General features: G+C 59.9%; 16 protein-coding genes and 3 tRNA genes. 10 read left to right on the plus strand and 9 right to left on the minus strand.

All coding sequences use genetic code 11. The annotated features are described in order from the left end of the window. Window positions 1–72 precede the first annotated feature (72 nt). From tuf to E2F50_RS08355, 4 genes are all read right to left on the minus strand, one after another. Window positions 73–1,248, minus strand: a complete 1,176-nt coding sequence (gene tuf / locus E2F50_RS08340) for an elongation factor Tu (protein ID WP_133315669.1) — start codon at window positions 1,246–1,248, stop codon at window positions 73–75. A 258-nt stretch (window positions 1,249–1,506) separates the two neighbouring features. After that, entirely contained in the window at window positions 1,507–2,004 is a 498-nt protein-coding gene (locus tag E2F50_RS08345) for a histidine kinase (protein WP_133315683.1), read from the minus strand. A 125-nt stretch (window positions 2,005–2,129) separates the two neighbouring features. Then, window positions 2,130–2,203: transfer RNA gene (locus E2F50_RS08350), tRNA-Gly, on the minus strand. A gap of 23 nt (window positions 2,204–2,226) precedes the next feature. Continuing rightward, a tRNA-Tyr gene (locus tag E2F50_RS08355) sits at window positions 2,227–2,311 on the minus strand. A 201-nt stretch (window positions 2,312–2,512) separates the two neighbouring features. On the opposite strand from E2F50_RS08355, the gene rlmB reads away from it, so the two are divergent. The 3 genes from rlmB (at window position 2,513) to E2F50_RS08370 (ending at window position 5,600) form a co-directional block, all read left to right on the plus strand. Continuing rightward, entirely contained in the window at window positions 2,513–3,391 is an 879-nt protein-coding gene (gene rlmB / locus E2F50_RS08360; RefSeq protein WP_133315684.1) for a 23S rRNA (guanosine(2251)-2'-O)-methyltransferase RlmB, read from the plus strand. Between the two features lie 17 nt (window positions 3,392–3,408). Then, window positions 3,409–4,206 (plus strand): 3'(2'),5'-bisphosphate nucleotidase CysQ, encoded by a 798-nt coding sequence (gene cysQ, locus E2F50_RS08365; protein WP_133316378.1) that lies wholly within the window; start codon window positions 3,409–3,411, stop codon window positions 4,204–4,206. Between the two features lie 89 nt (window positions 4,207–4,295). Continuing rightward, window positions 4,296–5,600, plus strand: a complete 1,305-nt coding sequence (locus tag E2F50_RS08370; protein ID WP_133315685.1) for a UDP-glucose dehydrogenase family protein — start codon at window positions 4,296–4,298, stop codon at window positions 5,598–5,600. A 100-nt stretch (window positions 5,601–5,700) separates the two neighbouring features. Here the strand turns inward: E2F50_RS08370 and E2F50_RS23515 are convergent, their stop codons facing one another. Together E2F50_RS23515 and E2F50_RS08375 are read right to left on the minus strand one after the other, a co-directional pair. Then, complete coding sequence (locus tag E2F50_RS23515) at window positions 5,701–5,835, minus strand: hypothetical protein (protein WP_281029188.1); 135 nt, start codon at window positions 5,833–5,835, stop codon at window positions 5,701–5,703. Window positions 5,836–6,002: 167 nt separating this feature from the next. Next, window positions 6,003–6,078 (minus strand) — tRNA-Thr (locus E2F50_RS08375). Between the two features lie 234 nt (window positions 6,079–6,312). Between E2F50_RS08375 and E2F50_RS08380 the strand changes: the two genes are divergently transcribed. After that, window positions 6,313–7,086 carry an NAD kinase gene (locus tag E2F50_RS08380; protein ID WP_133315686.1) on the plus strand — a complete coding sequence of 258 codons (774 nt, stop codon included), beginning with the start codon at window positions 6,313–6,315 and terminating at the stop codon, window positions 7,084–7,086. 84 nt (window positions 7,087–7,170) lie between these two features. Here E2F50_RS08380 and prfB read toward each other — a convergent pair. The 3 genes from prfB to E2F50_RS08395 all read right to left on the minus strand — a co-directional run bounded on the left by prfB (window position 7,171) and on the right by E2F50_RS08395 (window position 12,362). Beyond that, a protein-coding gene (gene prfB, locus E2F50_RS08385; RefSeq protein WP_133315687.1) for a peptide chain release factor 2 occupies window positions 7,171–8,302 on the minus strand; the annotation gives its coding sequence in 2 pieces (ribosomal slippage) (window positions 7,171–8,232 and window positions 8,234–8,302; 1,131 coding nt in all). A 101-nt stretch (window positions 8,303–8,403) separates the two neighbouring features. Next, window positions 8,404–10,878 (minus strand): penicillin-binding protein 1A, encoded by a 2,475-nt coding sequence (locus E2F50_RS08390; protein ID WP_133315688.1) that lies wholly within the window; start codon window positions 10,876–10,878, stop codon window positions 8,404–8,406. A 260-nt stretch (window positions 10,879–11,138) separates the two neighbouring features. Beyond that, entirely contained in the window at window positions 11,139–12,362 is a 1,224-nt protein-coding gene (locus E2F50_RS08395; protein WP_425375381.1) for an N-acetylmuramoyl-L-alanine amidase, read from the minus strand. A 636-nt stretch (window positions 12,363–12,998) separates the two neighbouring features. Here E2F50_RS08395 and E2F50_RS08400 point away from each other — a divergent pair. From E2F50_RS08400 to aat, 6 genes are all read left to right on the plus strand, one after another. Continuing rightward, window positions 12,999–15,980: an Rne/Rng family ribonuclease gene (locus E2F50_RS08400; RefSeq protein ID WP_133315690.1), complete on the plus strand. Its 2,982-nt coding sequence runs from the start codon at window positions 12,999–13,001 to the stop codon at window positions 15,978–15,980. Window positions 15,981–16,273: 293 nt separating this feature from the next. Continuing rightward, the gene (locus E2F50_RS08405; RefSeq protein WP_133315691.1) at window positions 16,274–17,035 is read left to right on the plus strand and encodes a DsbA family protein; all 762 of its coding nucleotides are present in this window, start codon (window positions 16,274–16,276) and stop codon (window positions 17,033–17,035) included. Window positions 17,036–17,173: 138 nt separating this feature from the next. Further along, the gene (gene aroQ, locus E2F50_RS08410; RefSeq protein WP_133315692.1) at window positions 17,174–17,611 is read left to right on the plus strand and encodes a type II 3-dehydroquinate dehydratase; all 438 of its coding nucleotides are present in this window, start codon (window positions 17,174–17,176) and stop codon (window positions 17,609–17,611) included. 28 nt (window positions 17,612–17,639) lie between these two features. Further along, window positions 17,640–18,092 carry an acetyl-CoA carboxylase biotin carboxyl carrier protein gene (gene accB / locus E2F50_RS08415; RefSeq protein WP_133315693.1) on the plus strand — a complete coding sequence of 151 codons (453 nt, stop codon included), beginning with the start codon at window positions 17,640–17,642 and terminating at the stop codon, window positions 18,090–18,092. Window positions 18,093–18,101: 9 nt separating this feature from the next. After that, entirely contained in the window at window positions 18,102–19,448 is a 1,347-nt protein-coding gene (accC, locus tag E2F50_RS08420) for an acetyl-CoA carboxylase biotin carboxylase subunit (protein WP_133315694.1), read from the plus strand. 9 nt (window positions 19,449–19,457) lie between these two features. Continuing rightward, complete coding sequence (gene aat / locus E2F50_RS08425) at window positions 19,458–20,075, plus strand: leucyl/phenylalanyl-tRNA--protein transferase (RefSeq protein ID WP_133315695.1); 618 nt, start codon at window positions 19,458–19,460, stop codon at window positions 20,073–20,075. Window positions 20,076–20,078: the final 3 nt, after the last annotated feature.

Here is a 20,078-nt window from a genome sequence, read left to right on the forward strand (position 1 = left end):
CCATAGATCGCGCTGGCGCGATCTATGAACTTTGGTGCCGTCGGCAGCTTTCGCCACCGTCGCCCGATCTCGTTACTCGATGATCGAGGCGACGATGCCGGCGCCGACGGTACGACCGCCTTCGCGGATCGCGAAGCGCAGCTTTTCTTCCATCGCGATCGGAACGATCAGCTCGACTTCAACGGTGACGTTGTCGCCAGGCATAACCATTTCCGTGCCTTCCGGAAGCGACACGATGCCGGTCACGTCCGTGGTGCGGAAGTAGAACTGCGGACGGTAGTTGGTGAAGAACGGCGTATGACGGCCGCCTTCTTCCTTCGTCAGAATGTAGGCTTCGGCCATGAACTTCTTGTGCGGCTTGACCGAACCGGGCTTGCAAAGGATCTGGCCACGCTCGACGCCGTCACGGTTCACACCGCGAACCAGTGCGCCGATGTTGTCGCCGGCCTGGCCCTGGTCGAGCAGCTTGCGGAACATTTCAACGCCGGTCACCGTCGTCTTGGAGGTGGCGCGGATGCCGACGATTTCGACTTCTTCGCCAACCTTGACAATGCCACGCTCGACGCGGCCGGTCACAACCGTACCACGGCCCGAGATCGAGAACACGTCTTCGATCGGCATCAGGAAGGGCTGGTCGATCGGACGCTCAGGCGTCGGGATGTAAGCGTCAACCGCTGCCATCAGTTCGCGGATCGCGTCTTCGCCGATCTTCTTGTCGGAATCTTCCAGAGCGGCCAGAGCCGAACCCTTGACGATCGGAATGTCGTCGCCCGGGAAGTCGTAGGACGACAGAAGTTCGCGAACTTCCAGCTCGACGAGCTCCAGAAGCTCGGCGTCGTCGACCTGGTCGACCTTGTTCAAGAACACGACAATCGCCGGAACGCCAACCTGACGGGCGAGCAGGATGTGCTCGCGGGTCTGCGGCATCGGGCCGTCGGCGGCCGAGCAAACCAGGATCGCGCCATCCATCTGGGCGGCACCGGTGATCATGTTCTTTACATAGTCGGCGTGGCCGGGGCAGTCGACGTGCGCGTAGTGGCGGGCCGGCGTCTCGTATTCGACGTGAGCCGTCGAAATGGTGATGCCGCGGGCCTTTTCTTCCGGCGCAGCGTCGATCTGGTCATAGGCCTTGAACTCGCCGAAATACTTCGTGATCGCAGCCGTCAGCGACGTCTTGCCATGGTCAACGTGACCAATCGTGCCAATGTTGACGTGAGGCTTGTTGCGCTCAAACTTGCTCTTTGCCATTGAATGCTTCCTGTGAACATAAGAGGTGGACCCGGCGACCGGGTTTGGTGTCGCCGTTTAAGGGTTTCCACCAGAATGCGCAAGACATAATTACGAACCGCGCCGGCACAAGGGGAAGGCGCGAAATCGCCCGAATGCACGGCTCGCCGTAAACCATCCGGCGCCCTGCTGCCAGCGTCGCAACTGACAGTTCTAGATGGACAGGAGCCGACGAAAACCCAATCGGGATCCTCGCCGGCTTGAAAGAGGACCGGCTGCTTATTTGCCCGCGGACTTCAGCGAGTTGATGATGGCCATCAATTCCTTGCCGTGCTTTTCCTGCTCGCCCTTCGTACCCCAGTAGGTGATGACCAGGAGCTTGCCAGGCTTTGGCGAAACGAGCGACAGGCCGATGCTGGCAGGGCCGTCCTTGTCGGTGCCGCTCCAATCAAAATTGGCCATCTTCATACCGTTGAACGTGTCCTCCGACTGCTTCTGCGTCGATGCGTCGATCTTCACGCCATTGCTTTCCAGAAACTCGACGGCGTCGTCGATCACCTTGTCCGTGCTTTTCTCATCCGCGACGTCGATCGACAGATAAATAGCCGAGTCATCGGACGTCGCCTGGATGCCGCTTTCGGTCTCCTCCGGCTCCCATGCATCGGGTATGGTGATCTGGGCAACGGGCGCATCGCTCGGGAAGGTAAGTGTTTCTGCAAATGAGGCGGAGGGCAGCAGCATAATGGCAGCGGCCGCAGCAAGGAGCATCTTGGTCATGGAAGGTTCCGTCAGAGGATGAAATCGGCTTATGCCGCTCACTTCCATAGCGCGGATGTACTGACCTGTCGCAGCCGGAATGCTTGCGAACAATGAAATCGCTGAAAATGGTAAAGGTGAAAAAGTGGAGCGGGTAGCGGGAATCGAACCCGCGTATTCAGCTTGGAAGGCTGCTGCTCTACCATTGAGCTATACCCGCGGCGTGGTCCGATCAGAGACGAATGGTGGAGAGAGTTGGATTTGAACCAACGTAGGCTGAGCCAACGGATTTACAGTCCGTCCCCTTTAACCACTCGGGCATCTCTCCAGTTTTTCGTCCGGATCGTTTAGACCAAGTTCGTCAGATTTTGAAGCTTGCCGCCCCTCAATCTGCGCCGCGTATATGACCGCCTCGTCTGCGTCTGTCAACACGAGGAAGAAGCAAAAATGACGAAAATAAATCAACCCCCTTCCCGCGCCTTTCGATGTGCGGGGTTTGCCGGAATGGCGGCAAACGCTATAAGACCTCATGGCCAAAGACGATAACCAAGACAAATCCACCCGCGACACCCATTACGCAACGCTTAGGCGGGCCGTGCGTGACGCAAAGCGCGAGCGAGGAGAAATTCCGACGCCGCAGCAAAGACGGCCAAAGTCCAACAAGGACTGGAAACCGCCGCAGCTGCAGCCCGATGAGGTTTTTCTGTACGGACTGCATACGGTTCGCGCCGCTCTCGACAACCCGCAGCGCAAGCTCATCAAATTGTCCGTGACGCAGAATGCTTTTGCACGCCTCGATATCGGCGAGCCGGAGACGTTGAAGTTCCCGGTCGAGTTCGTTTCGCCGCAGGACATAGACAAGGTGCTGGGGCCGGAGGCAATCCATCAGGGTGTCATGCTGGAAACCCGCCCTCTGCCGGCACGTCGGCTCGAGGCGCTGAAGGCCAGCCCACTTCTTCTGGTTCTTGATCAGGTGACAGACCCGCACAATGTCGGTGCCATCATGCGCTCGGCAGTCGCCTTCGGTGCCGGTGCGGTCGTCACCACCCAGAGACATAGCCCGACGGAATCCGGCGTATTGGCCAAATCGGCTTCCGGTGCGCTGGAACTCATTCCCTATATTCAGGTCACCAATCTCGCCGATGCGCTTGGAGAACTCCACAAGCTTGGTTTCCAGACGATCGGCCTCGATTCCGAGGGGCCTGCGCCACTTGAGGGCACTTTTGCAGGCGAGCGAATAGCACTTGTATTGGGCTCGGAGGGCAAGGGCTTGCGGCAGAAGACGCGAGAAACGGTGACGGCGCTGGCCAGGCTCGACATGCCAGGCGAAATCAAGTCGCTGAATGTCTCGAATGCGGCCGCGGTTGCGCTTTATGCGAGCCGCCAGCATCTTTCGAAGAACGGCTAGGTGCATTCCTAATGTCCATGCTCGACATATTCGAGGCTGCCGCCCTTTCTGCCGGCAGAGCAATCCTGGAAATCCGTGATGCCGGTCCGACGACACACTACAAGGCCGACTGCTCGCCGGTGACCGAGGCGGACGAGCGCGCTGAGCGGATCATCCTCGATGCCCTGACGAAGCATTATCCACACATACCGGCGATCGCCGAAGAAGCCGTTGCCCGCGGCGACATCCCATCAGTCGAGAACGGCTCCTTCTTTCTCATCGATCCTCTTGACGGAACCAAGGAATTCGTCGGCGGACGCGACGATTTCACGGTGAACATCGCCCTGATCGAGGCTGGTCGACCTGCCGTCGGTTTCGTCTATGCGCCGGCGCTCGGCCTTGCCTATGGGGGTGCTGACGGCGTGGCCTGCAAGCTTCTGATCGCCGAAGATTTCACGGTGGTGAGCCGCACCGCGATCCGCGCCTCTACTATGCGCCAGCCGCCGATCGCGGTCGCCAGCCGATCGCACCGCACCACGGAAACCGATGCTTTTCTGGTTAGGTCTCAGGCGTCCGAAATCCGCTCCATCGGCTCCTCGCTGAAATTCTGCCTCTTGGCAGAGGGCGAGGCCGACATCTATCCCCGCTTCAGCCGAACCATGGAGTGGGATACGGCCGCCGGAGACGCCGTATTACGGGCGGCAGGCGGCGAGACTTCGGGCAAAGACGGCTCTCCGCTGCAATACGGCAAGCTCGGCTGCAGCCAGGACACGCGGTTCGAGAATCCCGACTTCATCGCCTATGGCGCCCGCCCTCGCCCATCATCGGCGGATTGAGCCAAGGGGTCGAGGTCGCCAAAGCAAGCGTTGCATTAAAACGCGGATACGCTAGGTAGCCCGCATACAGTGCGTTTACGAGGTAGAATATGCGTATCGTGATGGTTGGGTCGGGTTATGTCGGCCTTGTTTCTGGAGCATGCTTTGCGGATTTCGGCCATGAGGTCGTGTGCGTCGACAAGGCGGAGGACAAGATCGAGGCGCTGAAGAATGGCGTCATCCCGATCTTTGAGCCGGGCCTCGACCAGTTGGTCGAGAACAACGTCGAGGCCGGCCGCCTATCCTTTACCACGGAACTGGCAGGACCCGTCTCCGAGGCGGACGTGGTCTTCATCGCCGTCGGCACGCCGTCGCGTCGTGGCGACGGCCATGCGGATCTGGGCTATGTCCACGCCGCCGCGGCCGAAATCGCCGCAGCCGTGAAAGGCTTTACCGTGGTCGTCACCAAGTCCACAGTGCCGGTCGGCACCGGCGACGAAGTCGAGCGCATCATCCGCGAAACCAATCCGGGCGCCGACGTTGCCGTCGTCTCCAACCCGGAATTCCTGCGCGAAGGGGCGGCGATCGAGGACTTCAAGCGTCCCGACCGGATCGTCGTCGGACTTTCCGACGAACGCGCCCGTGCGGTGATGACGGAAGTCTACCGACCGCTTTATCTCAACCAGTCGCCGCTGCTGTTCACCTCCCGGCGCACCTCCGAATTGATCAAGTATGCGGCCAATGCCTTCCTCGCCATGAAGATCACCTTCATCAACGAGGTCGCCGATCTGTGCGAAAAGGTCGGCGCCGATGTCCAGGACGTGTCGCGCGGCATCGGGCTCGACGGTCGTATCGGCAGCAAATTCCTGCATGCGGGCCCCGGCTATGGCGGATCCTGCTTTCCCAAAGACACATTGGCGCTGGCCAAGACCGCCCAGGATTACGACAGCCCCGTCCGCCTTATCGAAACGACGATCGCCATCAACGACAACCGCAAGCGCGCAATGGGCCGCAAGGTCATCGCAGCTGCCGGCGGTGATGTGCGCGGCAAAAAGATTGCCGTCTTCGGGCTGACCTTCAAGCCGAACACCGACGACATGCGCGACAGCCCGTCGATCGCCATTGTCCAGGCGCTGAAGGATTCCGGCGCGATCGTTTCCGGCTATGATCCCGAAGGCATGGAGAATGCCCGCCAGATGATGGAGATAGATTTCGCCACCAGCCCCTACAAGGCGGCCGAAGGCGCCGATGTGGCGGTCCTGGTGACCGAATGGAACGCATTTCGGGCGCTCGACCTCAACCGGTTGAAATCGGTGATGAACTCGCCGGTGCTTGTCGACCTCCGCAATGTTTATCGCGCCGCAGAAGTCGAAGCGCACGGTTTTGCTTATCACGGCGTCGGCAAGGCAGTCTGATCGACGCGAAGCTCCGGACGCCGATTCGCAGGCGGTAGCTTCCTTTGACCAGTTGTAGATATGGCCGCTACATGGCGGCCATTTGCATCTCAGACAGTTCTCATTTGTTTTGGTCGAGCGCGTGCGGCGATGACTGCTGCTCTGGCGGATTTCCATCCCCCGACATTAAGTACATGACGCCGACGACAATCACGACCAAGACTGCCAGCCCCATCAGAATTCTATTGTCGCGCATCTCGCTCTCCTTCGCAGGCTAAACAAGACCCATGCCGCGTGGTTCCTTGAGAGGTGATGCTCTGCTTTCCGCTCTCCGCATCGCTGCGGTAAAGACGAAGGCTGAACATCGGCATAGGAACGCCACAGGCAGCGTTGGAACGTCTTCACAAATTAAGTGCTTGAAAATGGTGCCCCCGGCAGGGTTCGAACCCGCGACCCCCTGATTACAAATCAGGTGCTCTACCAACTGAGCTACAAGGGCAACCGTGACAGGGGAGTTAGCAGATTCTCATTTGCTGTAAAGAAGAAATTGAATTCGGAATGCAAGACACGTCGATTGGCATGAACTCGGCGGTTCGTGAACGTAAAGGTGCTTGTTTACAGGGCGCCTTTTCCTGTACCTAACTGCCACCCTCGGCAGCATTCCGTCGTGCCTGTCAATCAAGTTAGCGTCCCGTGTGTGCCCATAGGGCGGCGGCTTCGTCAAAGGTTGTTCATGTCGTCCAGCCCACTCAAGCTTTCTTTTATCGCCTCCCCGGCCCCCGAGGCGCAGGCCGGCCTTGAAGAACTTGCCGGCCTTTACGGCAACCTGCCGATGGCGGAGGCAGATGTCGTCGTCGCCCTCGGCGGCGACGGCTACATGCTGCAGACGCTCCATGAGACGATCAATACGGGCAAGCGGGTTTACGGCATGAACCGCGGCTCGGTCGGCTTCCTGATGAACGACTACCGTTCCGATGGGCTGCAGGAGCGCATCCTTGCTGCGGTCGAGAACGAGTTCCATCCCTTGAGGATGACGACCGTCAATGCCGATGGCTCGACTTCCGTGGCTCTTGCCATCAACGAAGTTTATCTTTTCCGCCAATCCTATCAGGCGGCCAAGCTGCGGGTGATCATTGACGGCCATGTCCGGCTGGAGGAACTGATCTGCGATGGTCTGATGATCGCCACGCCGGCGGGCTCGACCGCCTATAACCTTTCCGCCCATGGACCGATCCTGCCGTTGGAAGCCCCCCTGCTGGCGATGACGCCCGTCTCGGCGTTTCGGCCGCGGCGGTGGCGAGGTGCGCTTCTGCCGAATCACGTTTGCGTCGAGATCGAGATCCTCGAGGCCGACAAGCGTCCGGTCAACGCGGTGGCCGACAATGCCGAGGTCAAATCGGTCCTCCATGTGCGCGTGGCGCAGTCGACCGAACTAACGGCGCGCATTCTTTCCGACCCTGACCATTCCTGGTCCGAGCGGATCCTGGCCGAACAGTTCAACAACTAACCGCCGACCCTAGGGCCAGCACCGGCCAATAAAAAAGCGGCGGGTTGAACCGCCGCTTTTCCTTGGCATGTTCAAGCTGCCGGATTATTCCACGTCAGTCACTTCTACATCCGGCTTGCCGCTGATCCGGTGCGCAAGCGCCGCTTCCATAAACTCGTCAAGCTCGCCATCGAGAACATCGCCGGGAGCCGTGCTTTCGACGCCGGTGCGAAGATCCTTCACCAGCTGGTACGGTTGCAGCACGTAGGACCTGATCTGGTGACCCCATCCAATATCGCTCTTGGATGCCGCTTCCGCATTGGCGGCCGCTTCCCGCTTCATCAGTTCCGCTTCATAGAGACGGGCACGCAGCATGTCCCAGGCCTTGGCGCGGTTCTTGTGCTGCGAGCGTTCCTGCTGGCACTGAACGACGATGCCGGACGGCATATGGGTGATGCGCACGGCCGAGTCGGTCGTGTTGACGTGCTGTCCACCTGCGCCTGAGGAGCGATAGGTATCGATGCGGCAATCGCTTTCGTTGATCTCAATATTGATGGATTCATCCACAACTGGATAAACCCAGATCGACGAGAAGGACGTGTGGCGGCGGGCATTGCTGTCATAGGGCGAGATGCGCACCAGCCGGTGGACGCCCGATTCCGTTTTCAGCCAGCCGAAGGCATTGTGGCCCTTGACCAGGATAGTCGCAGACTTGATGCCGGCTTCTTCGCCGTCATGTACTTCGAGAAGCTCGACCTTGAAGCGCCGGCGCTCGGCCCAGCGGGTATACATGCGCAGAAGCATGTTGGCCCAGTCTTGGCTTTCGGTACCGCCAGCGCCTGAATGAACTTCCACATAGGTGTCGTTGCTGTCGGCCTCGCCGGACAGCATGGCCTCGACCTGCCGGCGCGCCGCCTCGACCTTCAACGTCTTCAGCGCCTCTTCGGCCTCCTTGACGATGGCCTCGTCGCCCTCTTCCTCGCCGAGTTCGATCAGCTCGATATTGTCGTTGAGCTGGGTGTCGATCGCCTTGACGCTGCTAATGCTGTCATCGAGATGCTGGCGCTCGCGCATCAGCTTTTGGGCTTCGGCCGCATCGTTCCAGAGGTTCGGATCCTCGGCCTTGTTGTTCAACCAGTCCAGCCGCCTTATCGCCTGGTCCCAGTCAAAGATGCCTCCTCAGCAGGCTTATGGCCTGCTTGATTTCGTCGACTATATTGATGATTTCCGCACGCATGGCGCCTGTTCTTCTCTCGGTCTTTTTCGTGTTTGAAGTGCCGTCGACATAGTTGGGCAGGCAGCTGATGTAAAGAGCCGCCGCCAGCTGTCGACGTGATCTCAGAAGAGACCGGCGGCTCCTGACGTGACCGCCTGCTGGGCTTGAGGCGAAGACTCCAGGATCTGGTCCTGGGACATGTATTCGCCCTCACCGATCATATGGAAGACATCGGCCGGGCCTGTACCAGGCTTGAAGGCCTCGGTGATCGTATCCGGCTGGCCATCCATGGCCATCATGCCCGTCTTGCGGTTGACGGGGATTAACTGCATGCCGTCCGGAACATGGAATTTCTCGGCCGGTGTCAGCTTGGCGGCCTCGGCTAGGAACTGGCCGAAGATTGGGGCCGCAAGACCGCTGCCGGTGCCGGCACGACCAAGCGGCGTCGGCGTATCATAGCCAACATAAAGACCGGCCACGAGATTGGGGGTGAAGCCCACGAACCAGGCATCTTTCTCGTCATTGGTCGTGCCCGTCTTGCCGGCGACGTCGCGGTCCTTGACGGGGATCTTACCGGCGGCGGTGCCCCGCTGCACGACGCCCTGCATCATCGAGGTGATCTGGTAGGCCGTCATCGGGTCGAGCACCTGCTCGCGGTTGTCAACCAGGACCGGTTCCTCCTGATTACTCCAGTTGTTGGCATTGCAGCCGTCGCAGGCACGCTCTTCGTGGCGGAAGATGGTCTTGCCATAACGGTCCTGGATGCGGTCGATGACGGTCGGCTTGATCTGCTTGCCGCCATTGGCAATGACAGCATAGGCAGAGACCATGCGCATCACTGTCGTTTCGCCTGATCCGAGCGACATGGCGAGGACAGGCAGCATCTTGTCGTAGATGCCGAAGCGTTCGGCATATTCGGCAACCAGTTCCATGCCCATGTCCTGGGCCAAACGCACGGTCATCTGGTTGCGTGACTTTTCGATGCCGGTGCGCAGGGTCGACGGGCCACCGGCTTCGCCACCATAATTTTCCGGCTTCCAGACCTGGCCGCCGGTCACGATCTCGATCGGCGCGTCGAGAATAACCGACGCAGGCGTGTAGCCATTGTCGAGAGCGGCCGCATACACGAACGGCTTGAACGACGATCCGGGCTGACGCATGGCCTGGGTGGCACGGTTGAATTCGGACTGCGCATAGGAGAACCCGCCGACCATGGCAAGGACGCGGCCCGTGGTCGGATCCATGGCGACGAAGCCGCCCTGCACCTTCGGCGGCTGCCGCAGGCGGTAGGCCTTCGACTTCGGTGCCGTCTCCTCCACATAGATCACGTCGCCCGGCTTGAGGACGCCTTCGGGGCCCTTTGCCGTCTTGCGTGTACCGGCCGGGTCCCGGTAGGCCCATTTCATGTCATCGGCGGCAATCGTTCCCGTTTCCCGCGCGGAATCCACCTTGCCCGCACCGTCCATGCCGGGACGGAGACCGATCTCGACTGCCTTAGTGGAGACGCTAAGCACAACCGCGATCTTCCATTCCGGCACGTCGCGCAGATCAACGGCCTTGCCGTCGGCAATCGCCTTGGCCAAGGAGACGCCCCAGTCCGGCGAAACATCGACAGCGGTTATCGGCCCGTGGAAGCCCCTGCGCTCGTCGTATTCGATAAGGCCGTTCTGGAGCGCGGCGCGGGCGATGATCTGCAGGTTGGGATCCAGCGAGGTGCGCACCGAAAGGCCGCCTTCATAGAGTGCCTTGTCGCCATAGCGTTCGATCAACTGGCGGCGCACCTCCTCCGAGAAGAAGTCCGAGGCAAACACCTGCCCGCCGCCGCGGCGCTGCTTGACGCCGAGCGGCTGCTTCTTGGCCTCTTCGGCATCTGCCTGGGTGATGTAACCGTTCTCGGCCATTCGATCGACGACCCAGTTGCGCCGCTCGATGGCGGCAGCTTCGTGCCGGAAGGGATGATAATTGTTCGGACCCTTCGGCAGCGCCGCCAGATAGGCAGCTTCCGCCGTGGTCAGTTCGGTCACCGATTTATCGAAGTAGGTCAGTGCCGCACCAGCAATCCCGTAGGCGTTAAGGCCAAAGAAGATCTCGTTCAGGTAAAGCTCGAGGATCTTGTCCTTGGAATAGGTCTGCTCGATACGGAATGAAAGAATGGCTTCCTTGACCTTCCGGTCCATCGTCTGGTCGTTGCTGAGAAGGAAGTTCTTCGCCACCTGCTGGGTGATCGTCGACGCCCCCTCGGGACGCCGACCGGAGCCGAAATTCTGCAGGTTGTTGAGGATGGCGCGCCCGAGGCCAGAAATGTCGACGCCCGGATGGTTGTAGAAGTTCTTGTCTTCGGCCGACAGAAAAGCGGCCTTGACGCGGTCCGGCATGGCCTGGATCGGCAGGAACAGGCGCCGCTCGCGCGCATATTCCGACATCAAGGCGCCATTGCCGGCATGCACGCGGGTTGCAACCGGCGGCTCATAGGCGCTCAGCACGGCATAATCGGGCAGATCCTTGGTGACGCCATTCAGATAAATGGCAACGGCCGCGGCAACGCCCAGGAAAAGGACGCAGGCCATCCCAAAGAAGTACCCAATCAGTCTGATCATGTCTGAGCTACCGTTCAGCTTTCCATCGGCGCGCTTTGCGCACCATCGCATGGTTGGACGCGTTTTGCACGGTCGTTGCGCTAGCGCAAGGCATCCGAGGGATCAATCGACCGTTATCGGCGCGCCTAGTCATGGCCGAGTAACCGCCTGAATGTGAGGAAAATAGGGCTTCCCACAGGATTTCAGCCGATTGGCCTAAACGGCCGAACCCCTGTGGCAGGCGCAACACGCGCAGACGGCAGAACACCTGAAAAACGGGATCAGCCACCGTTGGCGAGCGCGCGCGCACGGTAGCGGTCGACGGCATTGCTGATAAGCCCAGCCAACTTGTTGCGCCACGCATCATCGAGCAGCAGTTTCTCGTCCTCCGGGTTGGAAAGGAAGCCGAGCTCGAGGAGCACGGAGGGAATATCGGGGGCGCGCAGAACCTGGAAACTCGCCTGACGATGCGGGTTGTTGATAAGACCCGTCTGGCCTTCAAACGACTTGACGACATTGTCCGCGAGCGCGATCGAAAAAGCCTGCGTCTCACGCCGCGTCAAGTCCAGAAGAATGTCCGCGACTTCAGGTGGGCCGCTCTGGATGGTGAAGCCGGCCAACTGATCGGAAAGGTTTTCGCGGGCCGCGAGGTTTTCAGCCATGCGATCAGAGGCCTTGTCTGAAAGGGTATATACGGTTGCGCCGCGGATATCCTTTTGTGCCAGCGTATCCGCGTGCAGGGAAATGAAAAGATCCGCATGGTGCTGGCGCGCAATCGTCACGCGCTCCGAAAGCGACAGGAAGCTATCGTCATCGCGGGTCAAAAAGGCTTTCACGCCGTCGAGCTTGTTCAACTTCTCCATCAGGGTCCGGGCGAAACCCAAGGTGATGGTCTTTTCCGGCGTCTTAGTGGTGACAGCGGTCGCGCCGGCATCGATGCCGCCATGGCCCGCATCGACTGCTACCGTGAAGACATCATCTTCGGCTGCGGCGGAAAGAACCTCTGGTGCCGTTTGGCTGATCACGCCCCAGTTCTGGCGCCTCACCAGATCCGCATAGTCTTCCTTAGTGGTCATTTCGGCGTCGAGCACAAGACGATAGCCACCGCTTTCGATCGGCTGGGTCTCGGCAAGAACAAGCTTGACGGGCTTTATAGCAGTCAAGACGATACGAGCGCTGGTTTCTCCCATCGTGCCGTAGCGGATGTCCTTGAAAAGGCCGCGGGCCGAAAGCTGCTCGGCGGGAAACCCGAAGGCGGTCGCCGGCAGTTCAATGATCACCCGCTCCGGGGCGTCCACATAATGAATGGAGAATTCCGGTTTGGCTTCGAATTCCAAAACAATTCGGGTACGGGCCGAGTCGCCGGCTATCCGTGCACTAAAAGCAAGTAATGGTTGGGCCGACAAGGCCGGTAAAGCCAATACGCAGAAGAAAGCGAATAGAAGCAGCGCTTTCCAGCCGATTCGCTCATTGCCTGCCGACCGGCCACGCTCTGCAAATGCCACGCCCACCTAGTGCCCCATTATTGATTGCCGTCTGCCGCCCGAGTTCGGCTATAACTTCCGCTAGATACGCAAAGACCGGTCTAGCAGGCTCTACACCCCGAAAAGCTTGCGAATCAACGTTCCGTCCCACCTGTTCCATAAGGGAACTAATTCGATCCAGATTATGGCGAAGCCGGCTTTTCCCTTGCCAATGTGACAGATAAACCATACAAAGCATGCGAGGGTTAAAGTGTTGACGGGATAGTCTGCCGATAGGCTGGCCAACCTTTTTCAGGACCTGGCGCCGAAGACCGACAGTCATCCGCCGTCGTTACACTTTTTCCTGATACTCGATCATCCGGCGGTGGCCGGAACATTCCGGGTGGCGTGCCACCCACCGCTGATGCGGAGCACATTCATCGGGCCCCTTAGGGCCTATGGTTTCGTCATTCTCGTTTGGTCATTGATGTCACGGCAGAATTTCAAAAATCCGGAAAGACAGTGGGGACAAGACAACCCATTACCTTTGCGGTTGCCGTCACAGCCGCACCCGACGGGAACATCTTTATCCGGCGCAACGACCGCAATGCGTGACAAGCCTGTCCTTTGGGCAGGCTTTTGTGCATTCTCCCGGCGGCGCCGAGGAGCAGAATTCCCATGGCAGACAAAATGCTTATCGACGCGTCTCACGAAGAGGAGACGCGCGTAGTTGTCGTTCGCGGCAATCGTATCGAAGAATTCGATTTCGAATCGCAGCACAAGAAACAGATACGCGGCAATATTTACCTCGCGAAGGTGACCCGGGTCGAACCTTCGCTTCAGGCTGCGTTCGTTGACTACGGCGGCAATCGCCACGGCTTCCTGGCCTTTGCCGAAATACATCCGGATTATTACCAGATCCCGCTCGCGGACCGTCAGGCACTGATGCAGCAGGAAGCGGAAGATCAGCGCAAGATCGCCGAAGCGGAAGGCGCTGATCCGGTTGTCGATCTGGCCCATGAAGAACAGCCCGACGTCGGCATCCCCGCCTCCAGTGCGGCGGATGAGCCTTCCAGCGAAGCCGGCGCCGAAGCTGCTGAAGCAAGCCCTGACGAAGTGCCGGTGATTGCCGAAGCCGAAGCGCCCAAGGCGAAGCCGAAGCGCAGCCGTTCCCGGAAGAAACCTGTGGAAGCACCGGCTGAAGAGGTTGCCGCCACTTCCGAGGTCGGAGACGCAGATCAGCAGACCGACACGGCCTCCGACGACGGCCATGATGATGGTTCGACGCCCGGCGAAATGGCCGCAATGGTCGATACCGATTCGGTCTCGGAAGAAGTCGATGTCCGCCGCACCCGCGAAGACGACGATGAGGACGACGACGACGATCACGGCGAAAAGGAAGTGATCGAGTCGGTCGGCGCCGAAGATGCGATGGAAGAAGTTCCGGATCGCGTTGTGCGCCGCCCGCGCAAGCAGTACCGCATTCAAGAAGTCATCAAGCGCCGGCAAATCCTGCTGGTTCAGGTTGCCAAGGAAGAACGCGGCAACAAGGGAGCAGCGCTCACCACCTATCTGTCGCTTGCCGGCCGTTATTCGGTGCTGATGCCGAACACGGCACGTGGCGGCGGCATTTCCCGCAAGATCACCCAGCCACAGGACCGCAAGCGCCTCAAGGAAGTCGCCCGCGAACTGGACGTGCCGCAGGGCATGGGCGTTATCCTACGGACTGCCGGTGCCAACCGTACCCGCGTCGAGATCAAGCGCGACTTCGAATATTTGATGCGCCTGTGGGAAAACGTCCGCACCCTGACGCTTGCCTCGACTGCGCCTACCCTCGTTTACGAAGAAGGCTCGCTGATCAAGCGTTCAATCCGTGATCTGTACAACAAGGACATCTCGGAGATCATCGTCTCGGGCGAGGAAGGCTATCGTGAAGCGAAAGACTTCATGAAAATGCTCATGCCCAGCCATGCAAAGATGGTCCAGCCCTACCGCGACATTCACCCGATCTTTGCACGCTCCGGCATCGAAGCGCAGCTCGACCGCATGCTGCAGCCGCAGGTGACGCTGAAGTCCGGCGGCTACCTGATCATGAACCAGACGGAAGCTCTGGTGGCGATCGACGTCAACTCTGGCCGTTCGACCCGCGAACATTCCATCGAGGATACGGCGCTCCAGACCAACCTCGAAGCGGCGGAAGAAGTTGCCCGCCAGCTGCGTCTGCGCGACCTTGCCGGCCTGATCGTCATCGACTTCATCGACATGGAAGAAAAGCGCAACAACCGCGCCGTTGAAAAGAAGCTGAAGGATTGCCTGAAGAACGATCGGGCGCGCATCCAGGTCGGCCGCATCTCGCATTTCGGCCTGATGGAGATGTCCCGCCAGCGCATCCGCGCATCGGTTCTCGAATCCACGACTCAGGTCTGCTCCCATTGCGGCGGCACCGGCCATGTGCGCTCGCAATCGTCTGTTGGCCTGCATGTCCTGCGTGGCGTGGAGGAATATCTCCTCAAGAACACGACGCACGACATCACGGTGCGCACGACACCGGATATCGCGCTGTATCTGCTCAACCACAAGCGGCAGACCGTGGTGGATTACGAAAGCCGCTTCGGCGTCTCGATCTTCATCGAATCGGATGTCAGCGTCGGTGCCAGCCATTTTGCCATCGACCGCGGCGAGCCTGTCGAAAATCCGGTCAAGATCGAAAGCCTGATGCCCTTCGCCGCGATGCCGGTCGAAGAAGAGGATGATGACGACATCATCATCGAAGCGGACGAGGAAGAAGAGGAAGAGGTCGCAGCAGCCACCGCGGCTTCGCCCTCCCCTGAACGAGCCCAGCAAGGCGACGACCAGAACGGACGCAAGCGCAAGCGCCGCCGGCGTCGTCGCGGTCGCAATGGCGAGCGCAATGACGAAGTTCAGGCAGGCCAGGCAGGCACTGACGATACTTCGGGCGACGAAGACGAGGATGACGACACAGAGGACAGTGCATCCGAAGGCACGACCTCGCCCACGGCTTCCGAAAGCGATGAAGGCAACCAACGCAAGCGGCGCCGTCGCGGCAAGCGCGGCGGTCGGCGTAATCGTGACGGCGAAGAAGGTGACGAGGTGAATGCGGAAGCCGAGGGCGAGAACGCCGAGGCGTCCCGTTCCGACGAGGCTGAAAGCGAGCCAACCACTGAGGCACCTGCCATCGAAGCCGCCGCGGAATCTGCCGAAGTCACCGAGGCTCCGGCTGCGGAAAAGACCGCTAAGCCGCGCCGCTCGCGCCGCGGCAAGGCATCCGCACCTGCTGCGGACGAAGCACAGCCGGAACCGGCTGCCGATGCGGTGAGTGCAGCGGCGGCGTCAGTTGAAGCCGAGCAAGCTCCGCAGGAGGCCTCCGCCCCGTCCGAAGCAGCGACGGCTGTCGATGCGCCGGCGGAGGCTCCGGCCTCCCCGGCAGAAGCGGCACCTGCGGCAGAAGTGTCTCCGTCCGATGCGGATGAAAGCGATGCCGGCGAAGGTAAGGCAGTCCGCGCCAACCGCGCCTCCAATATTTCGTCATCTAGCGAAGCTGTGCTCAAGAGCTCCGAGCCGGCCTCGCAGCCGGAAGACGACAGCGAGCCGCCGAAGCCGAAAAAGGCCGGCTGGTGGCAGCGCCGCGGTTTCTTCTGAGCCGCTAAGCATCCGAGAGAACTGGAACGGCCGTGCCTTGCGCGGCCGTTTTCTTTTGGTGGGATAGCCGCAGCTCACGAGGTGAGAAAATGATTCAACCGGCTCTCAAATAGATTCCGCTTGTCAGCTCAAGACATTGACTTTGCTTGTCCGACGGCTGGCTTACATCGCCTACGCAGTTGTGAAGCGCTTGCCAGGCATCCTGTCATTTTTACAGTTTCTAGAAGAGGCGAGGTAGCTTAGGTTGGCGCAAATCAGGCCAGGACCAGTCCGGCTGAATGATGAGGATAAGGATGAACCACCTGTTCAAGAGACTTGCCGCCGCAGCCATGCTGACCGTCCTGGTGTCTCCAGCCTTGCCGGCATCCGCTCTCGATGATCAGCAGAAGCGCGAAATGGGTGACTTCATCCGCGAATACCTGATCCAGAACCCGGAGGTTCTGATCGAGGCCCAGAATGCGCTGGAAGCCAAGCAGCAGGCGCAGCGCGTCGACCAGTCGACCAAGGCTGTCGCCGCCAGCAAGAAAGACATCTTCTCGTCGCCGAGCGATGTGAGCCTTGGCAATCCCAAGGGCGACGTCACCATCGTCGAGTTCTTCGATTACAATTGCGGCTACTGCAAGCACGCGCTCGGCGATATGGACGAGATCCTCGCCAAGGACAAGAACGTCCGCTTCGTCCTGAAGGAGTTCCCGATCCTCGGTCCCGATTCGATCGCCGCCCACCGCGTCGCCAATGCGGTGCGCCTGCTCGCGCCAGAGAAATATCAGCAGTTCCACCGCACTCTTCTCGGCGGGCAGGAACATGCATCGGAAAACACCGCCATCGCCGTGGCCACGTCGCTCGGATTGAACGAAACAGCGATCCGCAAATCCATGGCTGACAATCCCAACGACGATCTGGTCCGTCAGGCCTATCGGTTGGCCACCAGCATCGGCATTACCGGCACGCCGACCTATGTGATCGGCGACGAGGCGGTGTTCGGCGCCGTCGGTCTCGATACGATCACGGAAAAGGTCGCCAATGTCCGGGCCTGCGGCAAGGCGACCTGTTAAAGCCGAACCGACCGCTTTTTCCCTCTATTCCTCTCCGGCAGTGGACGCGCCGCCTTTCGGCGTGCCGGGGGCTTTCCCTTGCCGCGCCAGCGGTCTATAGGTGGCCGCTAACTTCTGGATGGAACATTAAAAGCAGCGATGAGCAAGACGATCTTCGTCCTCAACGGCCCCAACCTCAACATGCTGGGAAAGCGCGAGCCGGGCATCTACGGCGGCAAGACGCTAAAGGATATCGAGGCGGACTGCCGCGCGGTCGCTGCCGAACTGGGCGTCGCGATAGACTTCCGTCAAAGCAACCACGAAGGTATGCTGGTCGATTGGCTGCATGAGGCGGGAGACCAAGCCATGGGCGTGGCGATCAATGCCGGCGCCTACACGCATACGTCGATTGCCTTGCATGACGCGATCCGCGCCATATCGGTGCCGGTCGTTGAGGTTCACATCTCGAATGTGCATGCGCGAGAAGAATTCCGCCACCACTCGATGATCGCGCCGGCCTGCAAGGGCGTCATCTGCGGCTTTGGACCGGCGAGCTACATTCTCGCGCTTCACGCCTTGAAATCCATCAACGCCTGACAAGATAAACAGAACAATAGGGTTTGCCATGTCTGAAAACAAAACCGGGATCGACAAAGGATTGATCCGTGACCTTGCGGACATCCTGAACGAGACGGATCTGACCGAGATCGAAGTGGAACAGGACGACCTGCGCATCCGCGTCTCGCGCGCCGGAACGCCGCAATATGTCCAGGCCCCGATCGCGGCTCCGAGCTTTGCTCCGGCGGCGGCAGCGCCGGCTGCCGCACCTGCGGTCCAGGACAACAAGAACGCGGTCACTGCCCCCATGGTCGGAACCGTTTATATGGCGTCCGCTCCGGGCGCCCGCGCCTTCATCGAAGTCGGCGCCATGGTCAAGGAAGGCCAGACCCTCCTCATCATCGAAGCCATGAAGACCATGAACCAGATCCCTGCGCCGCGCGCCGGCAAGGTGACGGAAATCCTGATCAACGATGCTCAGCCAGTCGAGTATGGCCAGCCGCTTGTCGTTATCGAGTAAGGCGATCTCATGATTTCCAAGATCCTCATAGCCAACCGCGGTGAGATCGCGCTTCGCGTGCTTCGCGCCTGCAAGGAACTGGGCATTGCCACCGTTGCGGTTCATTCGACGGCCGACGCTGATGCCATGCATGTCCGCCTTGCCGACGAAAGTGTCTGCATCGGGCCCCCGCCATCGCGTGACAGCTATTTGAACATCCATCAAATCGTCGCTGCTTGTGAAATCACCGGTGCCGATGCCGTCCATCCCGGCTACGGCTTCCTGTCCGAAAACGCCAAATTCGCTGATATCCTCGACGCACACGGAATTACCTTTATTGGGCCGACCGCCGAGCATATCCGCATCATGGGCGACAAGATCACTGCCAAGCAGACGGCCCAGGAACTCGGCATCCCAGTAGTTCCCGGCTCCGATGGTGAAGTGAAGCCCGAAAATGCCTTAGAGATTGCCAGGACGATCGGCTTCCCCGTGCTGATCAAGGCCACCGCCGGCGGCGGTGGGCGGGGCATGAAGGTGGCAAAGACCGAAGAAGACCTGGATGAGGCCGTTTCCACGGCGCGTTCGGAAGCGCTTGCCGCTTTCGGCAATGACGCAGTCTACATGGAAAAATACCTCGGCAAGCCGCGGCATATAGAGATCCAGGTGGTCGGTGACGGCGAAGGCAATGCCATCCATCTGGGCGAACGCGATTGCTCGCTTCAGCGTCGTCACCAGAAGGTCTGGGAAGAAGCCAATTCTCCGGCGCTCAACGTCGAGCAGCGCATGAAGATCGGCGAGATCTGCGCCGACGCCATGCGCAAGCTGAAATATCGCGGTGCCGGCACGATCGAGTTCCTTTACGAGAACGGCGAGTTCTATTTCATCGAAATGAACACACGCCTTCAAGTCGAGCACCCGATCACCGAAGCCATCACCGGCATCGATCTGGTCCACGAGCAGATCCGCGTCGCCTCCGGTGGTGGCCTTTCGGTGAGGCAGGAAGACATCAACTTCCAGGGCCATGCAATCGAATGCCGCATAAACGCCGAGGATCCGCGCACCTTCGTGCCCTCGCCCGGCACGATCACGCATTTCCATGCGCCGGGTGGCCTTGGCGTCCGCGTCGATTCGGGCGCCTATGCGGGCTACAAGATTCCGCCCTACTACGACAGCCTCATCGGCAAGCTCATCGTCCATGGGCGGACGCGGGTCGAATGCATGATGCGGCTGCGGCGCGTGCTCGACGAGTTCGTCGTCGATGGGATCAAGACGACGCTGCCCCTCTTCCAGGACCTTGTCGACAATCCCGACATAGCCAATGGCGATTATGACATCCACTGGCTGGAAAACTACCTAGCCAAGGACAAGACCAACTAAAGGAATTAGATGGCAGGGCGGCGCGGCAGATATTACCCGGCAATTACTCCGGACATCTTGCTGCGCGCCTACTCCATAGGCCTTTTTCCTATGGCGGAATCGGCGGACGACCCGGAAATCTTCTGGGTGGAGCCGGAAACGCGCGGCGTGTTGCCGCTCGACCAATTCCATGTCTCGAATAGTCTTGCCAAGGCCATCCGCAAGAAGCCCTTCGATCTGCGGGTCGATACGGATTTCGAAGGTGTCATGGCGCTCTGTGCCGCGCCCGCAGACGACCGCCCCAGCACCTGGATCAACTCCACCATCCGTAAGCTTTATTCCGAGCTCCACCGCATGGGCCACGCCCATAGCGTTGAGGCATGGGAAAGCGACGAACTGATTGGAGGCCTTTATGGCGTATCGCTCGGTTCGGCCTTTTTCGGGGAAAGCATGTTTTCCCGGCGCACCAATGCCTCCAAGATCTGCCTGGTGCATCTGGTGGAACGCTTGAAGGCGAAGGGCTTCACCCTCCTCGACACGCAGTTCACCACCGAGCATCTGAAAACCTTCGGCGCCACCGACATCCCCAAGGACGAATATCTGGCGCTGCTGAAGGCAGCCGTTGGTTCACAGCACCTGGAGTTCTAGAAT

Origin of the sequence: Rhizobium deserti (assembly GCF_004358025.1) — a bacterium.
GTDB lineage: Bacteria > Pseudomonadota > Alphaproteobacteria > Rhizobiales > Rhizobiaceae > Neorhizobium > Neorhizobium deserti.

Excerpts from the sequence above, each read along its gene's own strand:
- tuf (WP_133315669.1), bottom strand. The coding sequence starts at position 1,248 with ATGGCAAAGAGCAAGTTTGAGCGCAACAAGCCTCACGTCAACATTGGC.
- E2F50_RS08345 (WP_133315683.1), bottom strand. The coding sequence starts at position 2,004 with ATGACCAAGATGCTCCTTGCTGCGGCCGCTGCCATTATGCTGCTGCCC.
- rlmB (WP_133315684.1), top strand. The coding sequence starts at position 2,513 with ATGGCCAAAGACGATAACCAAGACAAATCCACCCGCGACACCCATTAC.
- cysQ (WP_133316378.1), top strand. The coding sequence starts at position 3,409 with ATGCTCGACATATTCGAGGCTGCCGCCCTTTCTGCCGGCAGAGCAATC.
- E2F50_RS08370 (WP_133315685.1), top strand. The coding sequence starts at position 4,296 with ATGCGTATCGTGATGGTTGGGTCGGGTTATGTCGGCCTTGTTTCTGGA.
- E2F50_RS23515 (WP_281029188.1), bottom strand. The coding sequence starts at position 5,835 with ATGCGCGACAATAGAATTCTGATGGGGCTGGCAGTCTTGGTCGTGATT.
- E2F50_RS08380 (WP_133315686.1), top strand. The coding sequence starts at position 6,313 with ATGTCGTCCAGCCCACTCAAGCTTTCTTTTATCGCCTCCCCGGCCCCC.
- E2F50_RS08390 (WP_133315688.1), bottom strand. The coding sequence starts at position 10,878 with ATGATCAGACTGATTGGGTACTTCTTTGGGATGGCCTGCGTCCTTTTC.
- E2F50_RS08400 (WP_133315690.1), top strand. The coding sequence starts at position 12,999 with ATGGCAGACAAAATGCTTATCGACGCGTCTCACGAAGAGGAGACGCGC.
- E2F50_RS08405 (WP_133315691.1), top strand. The coding sequence starts at position 16,274 with ATGAACCACCTGTTCAAGAGACTTGCCGCCGCAGCCATGCTGACCGTC.
- aroQ (WP_133315692.1), top strand. The coding sequence starts at position 17,174 with ATGAGCAAGACGATCTTCGTCCTCAACGGCCCCAACCTCAACATGCTG.
- accB (WP_133315693.1), top strand. The coding sequence starts at position 17,640 with ATGTCTGAAAACAAAACCGGGATCGACAAAGGATTGATCCGTGACCTT.
- accC (WP_133315694.1), top strand. The coding sequence starts at position 18,102 with ATGATTTCCAAGATCCTCATAGCCAACCGCGGTGAGATCGCGCTTCGC.
- aat (WP_133315695.1), top strand. The coding sequence starts at position 19,458 with ATGGCAGGGCGGCGCGGCAGATATTACCCGGCAATTACTCCGGACATC.